The organism is Leifsonia sp. NPDC056665 (assembly GCF_042791795.1).
In the GTDB taxonomy this organism is placed as follows: Bacteria; Actinomycetota; Actinomycetes; order Actinomycetales; family Microbacteriaceae; genus Leifsonia.
Map to the genome: position 1 here is coordinate 97,427 of NZ_JBHTXK010000008.1, position 12,211 is coordinate 109,637.

9 protein-coding genes and 1 tRNA gene are annotated in these 12,211 nt (G+C 72.0%); 4 read left to right on the forward strand and 6 right to left on the reverse strand.

Annotation, left to right across the window (positions count from 1 at the left end):
• Window positions 1-35 precede the first annotated feature (35 nt).
• The 3 genes from ACFQ9V_RS10225 to ACFQ9V_RS10235 form a co-directional block, all read right to left on the reverse strand.
• Window positions 36-1,808, reverse strand: coding sequence for a beta-galactosidase family protein (locus ACFQ9V_RS10225; protein ID WP_382459053.1), 1,773 nt, complete (start codon window positions 1,806-1,808; stop codon window positions 36-38).
• 220 nt (window positions 1,809-2,028) lie between these two features.
• Window positions 2,029-2,409: a VOC family protein gene (locus ACFQ9V_RS10230; protein WP_382459054.1), complete on the reverse strand. Its 381-nt coding sequence runs from the start codon at window positions 2,407-2,409 to the stop codon at window positions 2,029-2,031.
• Between the two features lie 42 nt (window positions 2,410-2,451).
• The gene (locus ACFQ9V_RS10235) at window positions 2,452-2,808 is read right to left on the reverse strand and encodes a YciI family protein (protein WP_382459055.1); all 357 of its coding nucleotides are present in this window, start codon (window positions 2,806-2,808) and stop codon (window positions 2,452-2,454) included.
• A 199-nt stretch (window positions 2,809-3,007) separates the two neighbouring features.
• Here ACFQ9V_RS10235 and ACFQ9V_RS10240 point away from each other — a divergent pair, with 199 nt between their 5' ends.
• From ACFQ9V_RS10240 to ACFQ9V_RS10250, 3 genes are all read left to right on the forward strand, one after another.
• A complete protein-coding gene (locus tag ACFQ9V_RS10240) occupies window positions 3,008-4,660 on the forward strand; it encodes a thiamine pyrophosphate-binding protein (protein ID WP_382459056.1) in 1,653 nt (550 codons plus the stop codon).
• A 97-nt stretch (window positions 4,661-4,757) separates the two neighbouring features.
• A complete protein-coding gene (locus ACFQ9V_RS10245) occupies window positions 4,758-6,752 on the forward strand; it encodes a cellulose binding domain-containing protein (RefSeq protein WP_382459057.1) in 1,995 nt (664 codons plus the stop codon).
• A gap of 48 nt (window positions 6,753-6,800) precedes the next feature.
• Window positions 6,801-7,544 (forward strand): IclR family transcriptional regulator, encoded by a 744-nt coding sequence (locus tag ACFQ9V_RS10250; protein WP_382459058.1) that lies wholly within the window; start codon window positions 6,801-6,803, stop codon window positions 7,542-7,544.
• Window positions 7,545-7,597: 53 nt separating this feature from the next.
• Here the strand turns inward: ACFQ9V_RS10250 and ACFQ9V_RS10255 are convergent, their stop codons facing one another.
• The 3 genes from ACFQ9V_RS10255 to ACFQ9V_RS10265 all read right to left on the reverse strand — a co-directional run bounded on the left by ACFQ9V_RS10255 (window position 7,598) and on the right by ACFQ9V_RS10265 (window position 10,693).
• A complete protein-coding gene (locus tag ACFQ9V_RS10255) occupies window positions 7,598-9,499 on the reverse strand; it encodes an FAD-binding monooxygenase (RefSeq protein WP_382459059.1) in 1,902 nt (633 codons plus the stop codon).
• Between the two features lie 141 nt (window positions 9,500-9,640).
• A tRNA-Thr gene (locus ACFQ9V_RS10260) sits at window positions 9,641-9,713 on the reverse strand.
• Window positions 9,714-9,793: 80 nt separating this feature from the next.
• A complete protein-coding gene (locus tag ACFQ9V_RS10265; RefSeq protein ID WP_382459060.1) occupies window positions 9,794-10,693 on the reverse strand; it encodes a DsbA family protein in 900 nt (299 codons plus the stop codon).
• A gap of 346 nt (window positions 10,694-11,039) precedes the next feature.
• Between ACFQ9V_RS10265 and ACFQ9V_RS10270 the strand changes: the two genes are divergently transcribed.
• A complete protein-coding gene (locus ACFQ9V_RS10270) occupies window positions 11,040-12,134 on the forward strand; it encodes an ABC transporter ATP-binding protein (RefSeq protein WP_382459061.1) in 1,095 nt (364 codons plus the stop codon).
• Window positions 12,135-12,211 lie beyond the last annotated feature (77 nt).

Genomic DNA, 12,211 nt, shown 5'->3' on the forward strand with positions numbered 1-12,211 from the left:
ACCGCGTTTTAGGGGCGTTTACGTGCCCTTCGTCGTCAGAAATCCGTGTGGCCGAGGCGCGGCTCGGAGACGAACGATGCGACGGCGTCGGCGGCGGACTCCAGCTCCAGGATCACGAGCTCGTTGCGCCCGGCGCGGGTGACCGGCGCGGGGACGTGCAGCGTCTCCTGGGGGCCGCGGGTCCAGTAGCGGCCGAGGTTGAAGCCGTTGATCCAGGCGACGCCCTTGCCCCATCCGGTGGTGTCGAGGAACAGGGTTCCCTGCTCCTCCAGGTCGAAGACCGCGCGCGCGAACACCGGCCCGGCGAGCCGCTCCGGTTCGCGCTCTACGGCGGTATCCGCGGCGTCGAGCTCGGCGCGCACGGCGTCCAGCGACGGCAGGCGCAGCGGGAGGACGCTCCAGCGCCGAAGCCCGTCGCCGTTCAGCCGGACCGGGCCGATCAGACCCTTGGGCTCGCCGATCCGGGGGCCGTAGTCGACGCGGCCCTGGTCCTCCACGAGCACGGTGAGCGTGCCACGGCTCGGTGAGAGGGTGATCGCGCTGTCGTGGTGGTCGCGGGCGAGCACGCCGACCCGGGTGGAGCCGACGAAGACGTAGGCGCGGTCGCGCACCTCCCCGAACTCCAGCACGGCGGGCTCCGTCGTGTCGATCTCGGTGCGGTAGAGCCCGAGCCCTGCATAGTGGCCGAGCGCGTCGAAGGTCGGGAGGTCGTCGGTGTGGCGCCAGTCGCCCAGCTTCGACGCGACCGCGAAGAGCGGGACGGCGTCGAGGAACGGCACGCTGAACGCGGGCGCGGCGGCGGCCACGACGGGCTCCTCGACGGGGACCGGCGCGTGCTTGGCGATCACGTCGCGGAACGCCCAGAACTTCTCGGTGGGCTCGCCCGCCTCATCCAGCGGGGCGTCGTAGTCGTAGCTCGTGACGATCGGCTGGTAGACGCCCTTGTCGTTGGCGCCGTTCGTGAAGCCGAAGTTCGTGCCGCCGTGGAACATGTAGATGTTGACCGAGGCGCCGAGCGCGAGCAGCTCGTCCAGGTCGGCGGCGGACTGCTCGACCGGGGTCGTGTGGTGGTGGGCGCCCCAGTGGTCGAACCAGCCGTCCCAGAACTCGGAGCACATCAGCGGCCCGGTCGGCTGGTGCTCGCGCAGGGTGGCGAGCCGTTCGCGGGAGCGGGAGCCGAAGGAGGCCGTCTTGAGCAGGCCGGGCAGCGAGCCGTTCTCGAGCATCGCCGGCTCTGGCTGGTCGACGGTCGTCAGCGGGACGGTGATCCCGGCGCCCTGGAAGACCTCCACGAGGTGCCGGAGGTAGTCCTTGTCGTCGCCGTAGGCGCCGTACTCATTCTCGACCTGCACCAGCAGCACCGGGCCACCCTCCGTCACCTGCAGCGGGCTGACGATCGCGAGCACCCGCTCCAGGAACGCCGTGACCGCGGCCAGGAACACCGGCTCCGAGCGCCGGATGCCGACCGCCGGGTCCGTGAACAGCCACGCGGGCAGTCCGCCGTTGTCCCACTCCGCACAGATGTAGGGACCGGGCCGCACGATCGCGTGCATCCCCTCCGCCTGCACCGTGCGCAGGAAGCGCCCCAGGTCGAGGGCGCCCTCCGCGGTCCACTCGCCGGGCAGCGGCTCGTGGGCGTTCCACGGCACGTACGTCTCGACGGTGTTCAGGCCCATCAGCCGCGCCTTGCGGATGCGGTCGGCCCAGTCGTCGGGGTGGACGCGGAAGTAGTGGATCGCCCCCGACAGGATGCGGTGGGGGCGGCCGTCGAGGAGGAAGTCGTCCCCGGCGATCTCGAACGTGCTCATGTGCTCTCTCCTCCCTCGGGCGCCCGCCGTTCAGCGGACGCCCGAGGGCCGGTGGAAGGGGTTACTTGCCGCTGACCGCGGCCGCATCCGCGGCCTCGACGTGCTCTTCGACCCCGCCCGCCTCGCGCGCACCCGCCTCTGACCGCGCTCTCGCGCGCCCGAGGGGCACGTTGTTGTCACTTCCGCGCGCGAAAAGTGACAACAACGTGCCCTTCGGCGGTCAGCTCGCGCGCTCGACCACCTCGAAGCGGTTGCCGTCGGCGTCCCGCGCCTGGAACATCGCGGGGACGCCGGGCCAGCGCAGCAGCGCCCCCGCATCCACCCCGCGCCGGGTCAGCTCCTCGTGGGTGGCCCCCGCGTCCGCGCTCTCGAACCGGATGCCCGTCTCGATGCCGGCCGGGACGTCCTCGCTCGCGACCACGAGCGACACCGACACCGCCGATCCGGGCGGCGCCAGCATGATCCAGCGCCCTCCGTTCGGCAGCGGCGCGTCCACCCGCACCTCGAACCCCAGCACGTCCCGGTAGAACGCCAGCCCCCTGTCCTGGTCCGCAACCGGAATGCCGATCGTGTTGACCCCGATGATCCCTGTGTCCGTCATGAGCGCATCCTCCTCTCGCCGCCCGCCTCCTGACAACAGCCGTCAGCTGCGCCCCACCAGCGGCCTGACCTCGATCCCCCCATGCCCCTGCCGCGCCTCCGCGAGCGAGGCCGCCATCGCGACCGCCTCCTCCTGGCTGTCCGCTTCGATCAGGTAGAACCCGCCGACGACCTCCTTGGACTCGGAGAACGGCCCGTCGGTGGGCCGTGGCTCACCGTCCGGGCCGGTGCGGACCGTCGTCGCCGTGGACGACGTCTGCAGCTCCCCCGCGGCGCGCACCCCCGTGCCCGCCTTCTCGTTGAATGCCCGGTGGGCCTCGTCGACCGCGGCGCGCCCCTCCTGGTCGAGCGCGTCCCAGCGGCTCTCGTCGCCGTAGATGAGGATCAGATAGCCGGTCATGTCTCTCCCTTTCGTGGATGCCGAACACCTGGACGTCGAACGGGCGGAGCCGTTTTCGACAGCGGATATACTGCTGACGTCCGGCCGTCCAACGGCCCGGTGCTCGAAAAATGGGCACGAAGCCGCGCTCGGCGAAACGGCAGCGCGCGAGACACATACGGATCATCGCACCTCCGTTCCCGTCTCGAAAGGCACCGTCATGCCCTCCGTCTCCGCGCACGTCGCCACCACCCTCGCCCGTCACGTCGACCAGGTCTTCGGGGTGATGGGCAACGGCAACGCCCACTTCCTCGACGCCATCGAGCGCGAGGGACGGGTCCCGTACACCGCCATGCGCCACGAGGCCGGAGCGGTCGTCGCCGCCGACGCCTACCACCGCGCGTCCGGCAGGCTCGCCGCCGCCACCGCCACCTACGGCGCCGGGTTCACCAACACGCTGACCGCGCTGGCGGAGGCCCGCCAGGCGCACATCCCGCTCGTCCTCGTCGTCGGCGACGAGCCGACCTCCGGCCCGCGCCCGTGGGGCGTCGACCAGATCGCGCTGGCCAGCGCGGTCGGCGCGCGCACCTACACGGTCGGCCGCACCGACGCCGCAGCGACCACGGCCATCGCGGTCGAGCACGCGCTCACGTACCGGGTGCCCACCGTGCTCGCGATCCCCTACGACGTCGCCACCCGGGAGGCCGGCCCTGTGCCTGAGGCGCCGACGCCCGCCCTCCCCGCACCTCTCGCCCCCACCGGCCCGTTCGCGCGCGGCGCGATCGTGGACGCCGCCGCGGCGCTGGCCGGCGCGGAGCGACCGTTCCTGCTCGCGGGCCACGGCGCCTGGATCGCCGGCGCCGGCGACGCGCTCGGCGCCCTCGCCGACGCGACCGGCGCCCTCACTGCGGGCACCGCACTCGGCCGCGGCGTGTTCCCCGACGCCCGCTACGACCTCGGCGTGACCGGAGGCTTCGGTGCGGAGGGAGCGATGGAGGCCGTCCGCTCTGCCGACGTCGCGGTCGTCTTCGGCGCCTCCCTCAACCAGTTCACGATGCGCTTCGGCGACCTGTTCGCGCCCGGCACCCGCGTCATCCAGGTGGATGTCGCCCCCGCCGCGACGCACCCGAACGTCGGCGCCTACCTGCGCGGCGACGCCCGCGTGGTCGCCGAGGCGCTGCTGGAGGAGCTGCGCACCCTCGACGCCGCACCGTCCGGCTGGCGCGAGTCGGCCGACCTCCCGGCACTCCGCTCGCGTCCGACCGGCGACGGCCTGGCCGCGGACGGCCGCCTTGACCCCCGCACGGCCGCGGCCCGCATCGGCGAGCTGCTGCCCGCCGACCGCGTCGTCGTCTCCGACGGCGGCCACTTCATCGGCTGGGCGAACATGTACTGGCCGGTCGCCTCCCCCGACCGGATGATCATGGTCGGCACCGCCTACCAGTCGATCGGCCTCGGCTTCCCGAGCGTCGCCGGCGCCGCGCTCGCGCACCCGGAGTCGACGATCGTGCTCACGACGGGCGACGGCGGCGGCCTGATGGCGCTGGCCGACCTGGAGTCCGCGGTCCGGGTCGCGGGAGGCCGCGGCCTCTGCGTGGTCTGGAACGACGCCGCCTACGGCGCGGAGGTCAACCTCTACGGCCTGAAGGGCCTCGCCCAGGGCCCGATGCGCATCCCGGAGGTCGACTTCGCCGGCCTCGGCGCGGCGGTCGGCGCGGAGGGCGTCGTGGTGCGGACGCCGGCGGACCTGGAGGCGCTGACCCGCTGGGCGGCGCGCCCGGCGGCCGAGCGGCCGTTCCTGTTGCTGGACCTGCGGATCTCGGGGGATGTGGTGGCCCCGTATCAGGAGGAGATCATCCGGGTGAACTCGTGACGGGTGACTGCGTGGCTCCCTGACCGAACCGCCCCGATGGCCGATAGTGACTGACGTACCTCCCTTCGCCGTTCCGTCGTAAGTCGTCAGGAGTGCCATGCCCGAGTCAGCGTCCCGTCCCGCACGCCACCGGGCGACCGGTCACCGAGTCCAGGCGGCCGTCCGCCGGCTGCTCGGGCAGTTCCGCCCCGGGCGCCGCACGTCGCATCGGCGGCAGGCGTTCGTCGCCGCGCTGGCCGTCACGGGCCTTCTCGGCGCCGGCGCTCTCGCGACCTCCGGCGCGCTGGCCGCCGCGACGCCGCAGGTGAACGTCACGTGGACGACCGCGAACTCGTGGACCACCGGCTTCCAGTCGGCGGTGACCGTCGCCAATGGGAGCAGCACGACGCTGAAGCCGTGGCAGGTGCGGTTCGACCTCCCGCACACCCTGGTCAGCATCTGGTCGGCGGTCTCCACGACCTCCCCCGCCGGGACGCTCACGGTCGGCGCGCCCTCCTGGGCGACGAGCCTGGCTCCGGGAGGCTCGGCCCAGTTCGGCCTGACCGCCACCCGCGCCGGGACGGCGGCGATCGTGCCGACGTCGTGCACGATCGTCGGACTCCCGGCCGGTGCGAGCGTGCCGTGCGCGGTGAACGGCGGAGCGGGCGGCGGGACGACCTCGCCCACGCCGACCCCCACTCCGACACCGACGCCGACCACCGCGCCCACACCGACCGCCACCCCGACTTCGACCCCAACCCCATCTCCCGGCGCCGGCCTCGCCGTCACCTGGACCGTCACCTCCGAGTGGACCTCCGGCTTCCAGTCGTCCGTCGCGGTCGCCAACACCTCGAAGACGACCGTGTCCCCCTGGCAGCTCGCCTTCACGACCGCCGATGGCGTGGTCACCCTCTGGGATGGCACGGCCGCAAGCACGAGCGACGGCTTCAGCGTGACCGCGCCGTCGTACGCGTCCACGCTCGCTCCCGGCGCGACCGCGACCTTCGGCCTCACCTCGGCGAAGGCGGCGGCCGCCCCGCTGGTCCCGACCACCTGCCGGGTGGTCGGCGCGAACCTCCCGTGTTCGATCAACGGAGGCGCCACCTCGACGCCCGCGCCTACGCCCACGCCGACTCAGACACCGACACCGACACCGACACCGACACCCTCACCGTCCCCCACCCCCGGCCCCTCCTCCACCCCCTTCATCGCCCCCTACGTCGACATGGGCCTCTGGCCCACCGCCGACCTCACCTCGTTCGCGTCGTCGGCGGGCGTGCGCGCCGTCACCGCGGCGTTCATCGTCGCCGACCGCAGCAGCGCCTGCTCGCCCACCTGGGCCGGTTACACCGCGTACACGATCGGCGGCAGCCAGGACTTCCTCGCCGATGTCACGGCGTTCCAGTCCCACGGCGGCCGGGTCGTCGCCTCCTTCGGCGGCGCGGCCAACGACGAGCTCGCCCGGGTCTGCACCGACCCCGCCAAGCTGCTCGCCGCCTACAGCACGGTCGTCTCGCGGTTCTCGCTCGACCGCGTGGACTTCGACATCGAGGGCGCCGACGTCTCCGACTCCGCGTCGAACGTCCGCCGCGCCACCGCGGTCGCGGCCCTCCAGCGTCAGCGCGCCGCGGCCGGCCACCCGCTGCAGGTCACGCTCACGCTGCCGGTGATGCCGTACGGCCTGCTCGCCAGCGGCCTCCGCACGATCTCCGAGTTCACCGCCGCGGGCGTCCAGCTCTCGGCCGTGAACCTGATGACGATGGATTACGGCACCGGAGTGACGGACATGGGAAAGGCCGCGATCGACGCCGCCACCGCGACCGCCGGACAACTGAAGGGCGTGGCCGCGTACGCGTCGTGGACCGACGCCCGGCGCCTCGGTCTGATCGCGGTGACCCCGATGTTCGGCCTGAACGACACCGGCGAGCAGTTCACGCTGACCGACGCCACGACGGTGGGACGCTACGCGAAGGCGAACGGGCTCGCCGGCCTGAGCTGGTGGGAGCTGACCCGCGACCAGCCGTGCACGTCAGGCGTCCCCGCTTATATGTGCTCGGGGACGAGCCAGCCGCGCTGGGCGTACTCCCGGGCGTTCGTCGCCGCAGCGGGGTGAGCCGCGGCCGCCACCGCCGGGCCGTCCGGGATGCGAAAGAATGGGCGCATGGCGAGCACACCTGACGACGCGGGCGCACCGGAGGCGCACGACGCCGGCACACCCGCCCCGCACTCGCAAACGCTCTCCCGCGGCATCCGCGTGCTGGAGGCGCTGGCCGACGCCGACCGCCCGCTCACCATCGCCGAGCTCGCCGTTGCTCTCGGCGTGCACCGCTCGATCGTCTACCGCATCCTTCGCACGCTGGAGGATCACGGTCTCGTCGTCCGCAACCCCGCCGGGGCCGCGCTGCTCGGGCCGCGCATGGCGACCCTCGCCCGCGCCGTGTCCCGCGACCTCCAGGCCGCGGCCGTCCCGGAACTCGGCGCGGTCGCCAACGAGCTCGGGATGACCGCCTTCCTCGCCGTGCTCGACCGCGGCGAGGTCGTCACCCTGGTCAGCATCGAGCCATCGCACGCGCACGCCGCCGTCGCCCAGCGGCCGGGCAGCCGGCACCCGATCACCACGGGCGCGCCGGGCATCGCCCTCCAGTCGGTGCTCACCGAGGCGCAGTGGGGCGAGCTGCCGGACGGTCACCCGCGCGACGAGGCGCTGGAGGCCCGCGGACGCGGCTTCGCGACCAGCCACGACGAGGTCATCCCCGGCCTGGCGTCGGTGGCGGTTCCGCTCGTCGTCCACGGCCAGCCGCTCGCCGCGCTCGCGGTGGTGTACGTGGCGAACGGACGGGACGTGGCCGCGATCGGCGCGCGGCTCGGCCGGGCGGCGGCGACCGTCGCCGCCGAGCTGCGCTGAGCGCCGAGCTGCGCTGAGCGGCGAGCTGCGCTGGGCCGGCCGGCGACCACCCGTCAGACGGCCGCCGCCCTCTCCGCCGTCTCCACCCGCAGGATCGGCGCGAAGAACCGCCCGAGCTCCGCGTACCCCGCCAGCGGCAGCACCTCCGCCACGTACTGGTCCGGCCGCACGACGACGATCACGCCGCCGCGATCGATCCCGCGGGCGTCGAACACGTCGTCCCCCGGCGCCGTCGCGTACACCTTCTCGTAGTCGACCAGGTCGAACGGCCCGGTCCGCGGCAGGAACGCCTCCGGCACGCGGCCGAGGTCGACGCCGGTGTGGTCCTGCTGGTAGACGACCTTCACGTCGAACCAGGCGTCGATGTCGCTGCCCTGCGGAGTCGCGGCGAGCGGAGACTCCGCGGAGGTCGTGAGCCAGTCCGCGTACTCCGGCACCAGCGTGCCCTCCCCCGCCGCCGCCGCGTCGGCGAACACGTAGATCCGCCAGCGCCCGTCCGCCGTCGCGTGGTGCCCGAGGTGCACCGGGTTCGCGTCGCAGACCCGCTCCACGATCGGCGACTTGAACCGCTTGCCGATCGGGAAGCCGGTCGCGAGCTCCTGGTGCTCCGGCTCCCCGACGATCAGCGACGGCGCGTACTCGGTCAGGAACCCCGCGGGGAACTCCGCCGTGCGCACGTAGAAGTCCTCCAGCTCGGACGGGTCCTTCAGGTCCTCCGGCTTCGTGGCCATCAGCGTCGACCACACCTTGTCGAAGTCGATCAGGTTCTTGGCGACCACGTGCCGCTCCGCCGAGTAGGTCGCCAGCAGCGACTCCGGGCTGCGGCCCTGCAGCACGTGGCCGAGCTTCCAGCCGAGGTTGAAGCCGTCCTGGATGGAGACGTTCATCCCCTGCCCGGCCTTGGCGCTGTGCGTGTGGCAGGCGTCCCCGGCGATGAACACGCGCGGGGTGCGCGACCCGAGCACGTCGAGCGGGACGTCGTCGAACCGGTCGGTCAGCCGGTGCCCGACCTCGTAGACGCTGTGCCAGGCGACGTTGCGCACGTCGAGCGTGTACGGGTGCAGGATCTCGTTCGCCTTCGCGATGATCTGCTCCATGCTCGTCGCCCGCACCGCGCCGTGGTCGTCGTCAGCCACCGAGCCGAGGTCCACGTACATCCGGAACAGGTGGCCGCCCTCGCGCGGGATGAGCAGGATGTTGCCGTACTCCGACTGGATCGAGCACTTCGTGCGAATGTCGGGGAAATCGGTGACCGCGAGCACATCCATCACGCCCCAGGCGTGGTTGGCCTGGTCGCCCGCGAGCGTGCAGCCGATCGACTCGCGCACCTTGCTGCGCGCGCCGTCGGCGCCGACCACGTACTTGGCACGGACCACCCGCTCCTCGCCCACGTTCTCACCCGCGCTGCGCGCGAGCGTGACGACGACGGGGTACTCGCCCTCGTCCTCGACGCGGAGCCCGCAGAACTCCCAGCCGTAGTCCGGCCGCATCCGCGTCGGGCCGTTGGTCATGAACTCGGCGAAGTAGTCGAGCACGCGCGCCTGGTTGACGAGCAGGTGCGGGAACTCGCTGATCCCGGTCGGGTCGTCGACCGCCCGCGCGGCCCGGACGATCCGGGTGGGGTCGGCCGGGTCCGGCTTCCAGAACGCCATCTCGGTGATCCGGTAGGCCTCGGCGGTGATCCGCTCCGCGAACCCGAACGCCTGGAAGGTCTCGACGCTGCGCGCCTGGATGCCGTCCGCCTGCCCGATCTCCAGCCGCCCGCCGCGGCGCTCCACGAGCCGCGTGCTGACGCCCGGGAACTGCGCGAGCTGGGCCGCCGTGACCATCCCGGCCGGCCCGGAGCCGACGATGAGCACGTCCATGACCTCCGGCAGCTCGGGCGACCAGGCCGGCCCGACCGCGGGCAGCACGTGGGGGTCGCCTGACACATAGCCGTGGTGGTGGAACTGCATGGGAAGGCTCCTCACATCGTCGTGATCGTGTGTTCTATATCCGAACGACTGGTTCGGATTTCGCACATCCAGAATAGAGCGCACGACCACGACCGGCAAGCGCGGCGAACAGCGCGCACGGGCGAAAGAGGAGGGAGACGGAGCCGACTGCGAGGTTCGAACTCGCGACCGCTCGCTTACAAGGCGAGTGCTCTACCAGCTGAGCTAAGTCGGCGGGAAACTGACGGGACGCCCGTCGCGAACCATCCTAGAGGATGGGCGGCGGGCGCCCTGGTGCCGAACGGGAGGGCTGACTCAGCTCCCCGCGCTCGGCGACGGCGTCGGCGTGGAGGTCGAGGAGTACTCGTCGCCCTGCGCCTGGAGGACGAACGCCTTGAAGTCGTCCGCGTTCGTCAGCGAGCCGGTGTACGGCTTGCCGTTGACGAGCACGAGCAGCGCGTTCGTCATCTTCTTCACGCTGGAGTTCGGGATCGGGCCGCTGAGCGCGCGGTCGCTGGCGGAGCCGACCCAGGTCTTGAACCGGCCGTCGTCCACGCAGGAGTCGATGTCCGACGGGGAGGCGCCCGACGCGGCCGCGATCTTCTTGAGCTGGTCGTCGCTGAGGCCGGGACCGCCGTCGGCGGGCTGGTTCTCGAACAGCGACTGATTGAACGCCCAGAACGACCTCGGCGAGTAGTTCGCGACGCAGGCCGCGGCGTTCGCGGCGCGCAGCGAGTACCGGGTGCCCGCCGAGTGGCTGGTGTAGATCGCCACCGGGTGCATCTCGACCGTGACCGCGCCGTCCTTCACCAGCGGCTGGAGCTGCTTCAGGTTCGTGCGCTGGAAGTCGCCGCACAGCTTGCACAGGTAGTCGGCGTAGATCCGGATGTCCACGGAGCTGCCGTTCGGGTCCGGCGCGCTGGCGATCGGCTTCGCGTCGGCCGCGAGCGCCGGGGTCGTCTTGACCGTGAGGCCGGAGCCGACGACCACGCCGTCGCTCGCCATGTTCTTCGGGCCCGGGACGGTGGGACGGATCGCGCCCATGATGACCACCGCGACGATGGCCAGGACCGCGATGACGCCGACCACGATGCCGCCGGCCAGCAGGGTCTTGTTCCTGCGGTCCCTGCGGCTCTGGCTCGTGCGGAGCTGTCGGGCTTTCTCCCGCGCGGCCGCGCGGACGTCGCCGCTGCGGCTCTCGTCGGGGTCTTTCATGGAACTCATATCTCGGGGGAATCGGCTCTCGGGGGTAGGCGATGCGGCGCGCGGGGGGACGTGCCGCCGGGTGTGGCGTGAGCAGACGCAACCAGACGACCATATTCCGGCAGTCTGGGAATAGACCAGACATACCCCGCTCACGCCCCGAGCGCCACCTGGGGGTTGGCCCCCGAGTGCGGCACACGGGCCCGCTGCGACCTCCCGAATACTCGTGGTAAGAGCAGCGCTTCGGATGCCTTACTATGGGGGTCGTGGCATCGACGCCCTTGGACGTCGACGCCACGTCTATTCCTCACTACGGATCGTCCGGCACGTACCTGCCGGTGAAGGAGACAAAAGAAAAATGGCTACTGTCACGTATGACAAGGCGACCCGGCTCTATCCGGGTTCCAACCGCCCCGCGGTCGACGCCCTCGACCTCGACATCGCAGACGGGGAGTTCCTCGTCCTGGTCGGCCCGTCCGGCTGCGGAAAGTCCACGTCCCTCCGCATGCTCGCGGGCCTCGAAGAGGTCAACGACGGCAACATCTTCATCGGCGAGCGCAACGTCACCGACGTCCCGCCGAAGGACCGCGACATCGCGATGGTGTTCCAGAACTACGCGCTGTACCCGCACATGACCGTCGCCGAGAACATGGGCTTCGCGCTCAAGATCGCCGGCGTCGGCAAGGACGAGCGCGCCTCCCGCGTCCTCGAGGCCGCCAAGCTGCTCGACCTGGAGCCCTACCTCGGCCGCAAGCCGAAGGCGCTCTCGGGTGGTCAGCGTCAGCGCGTCGCGATGGGCCGCGCGATCGTCCGCTCCCCCCAGGTGTTCCTCATGGACGAGCCGCTGTCGAACCTCGACGCCAAGCTCCGCGTGCAGACCCGTACCCAGATCGCATCCCTCACCCGCCGCCTCGGCGTCACCACGGTCTACGTCACCCACGACCAGACCGAGGCGCTGACGATGGGCGACCGCATCGCGGTCCTCAAGGACGGCGTGCTCCAGCAGGTCGGCACCCCGCGCGACCTGTACGCGCAGCCGAGGAACGTCTTCGTCGCCGGCTTCATCGGCTCCCCGGCCATGAACCTGTTCACCGCCGACGTCACCGACGGCGGCGTCAAGTTCGGCACGACGGTCGTCCCGATCGAGCGCGAGATCCTCGCGAGCGCCGGCAACTCCGTCACCATCGGTGTCCGTCCGGAGGACGTCGTCGTCTCGTCCGCCGAGAGCGGCGGCCTGAAGGTCGCGGTCGACCTCGTCGAGGAGCTCGGCGCCGACGGCTACCTCTACGGCCACTCCGAGCTCGAGGGCAAGCGCACCGACATCGTCGGCCGCGTCGACGGCCGCGTTCACCCGAACGCGGGCGACACCGTCTACATCACCCCGAAGCCGGGTCACGTCCACCTCTTCCACGCGGAGTCGGGCGAGCGTCTCGGCGGCGCCGTCGTCGACTGAGGTCGTCGCAGCTGATCCTCACTCTGCCGCAGTCCGGTCCCGGGCTGCGGCAGAGTGCTTTCCGCCACAACCCGTTC

What these genes read in the sequence shown, in the direction of transcription:
- ACFQ9V_RS10265 (WP_382459060.1), bottom strand. Translation starts at nt 10,693, where the DNA reads ATGAAAGACCCCGACGAGAGCCGCAGCGGCGACGTCCGCGCGGCCGCG.
- ACFQ9V_RS10270 (WP_382459061.1), top strand. Translation starts at nt 11,040, where the DNA reads ATGGCTACTGTCACGTATGACAAGGCGACCCGGCTCTATCCGGGTTCC.
- ACFQ9V_RS10245 (WP_382459057.1), top strand. Translation starts at nt 4,758, where the DNA reads ATGCCCGAGTCAGCGTCCCGTCCCGCACGCCACCGGGCGACCGGTCAC.
- ACFQ9V_RS10240 (WP_382459056.1), top strand. Translation starts at nt 3,008, where the DNA reads ATGCCCTCCGTCTCCGCGCACGTCGCCACCACCCTCGCCCGTCACGTC.
- ACFQ9V_RS10235 (WP_382459055.1), bottom strand. Translation starts at nt 2,808, where the DNA reads ATGACCGGCTATCTGATCCTCATCTACGGCGACGAGAGCCGCTGGGAC.
- ACFQ9V_RS10255 (WP_382459059.1), bottom strand. Translation starts at nt 9,499, where the DNA reads ATGCAGTTCCACCACCACGGCTATGTGTCAGGCGACCCCCACGTGCTG.
- ACFQ9V_RS10230 (WP_382459054.1), bottom strand. Translation starts at nt 2,409, where the DNA reads ATGACGGACACAGGGATCATCGGGGTCAACACGATCGGCATTCCGGTT.
- ACFQ9V_RS10250 (WP_382459058.1), top strand. Translation starts at nt 6,801, where the DNA reads ATGGCGAGCACACCTGACGACGCGGGCGCACCGGAGGCGCACGACGCC.
- ACFQ9V_RS10225 (WP_382459053.1), bottom strand. Translation starts at nt 1,808, where the DNA reads ATGAGCACGTTCGAGATCGCCGGGGACGACTTCCTCCTCGACGGCCGC.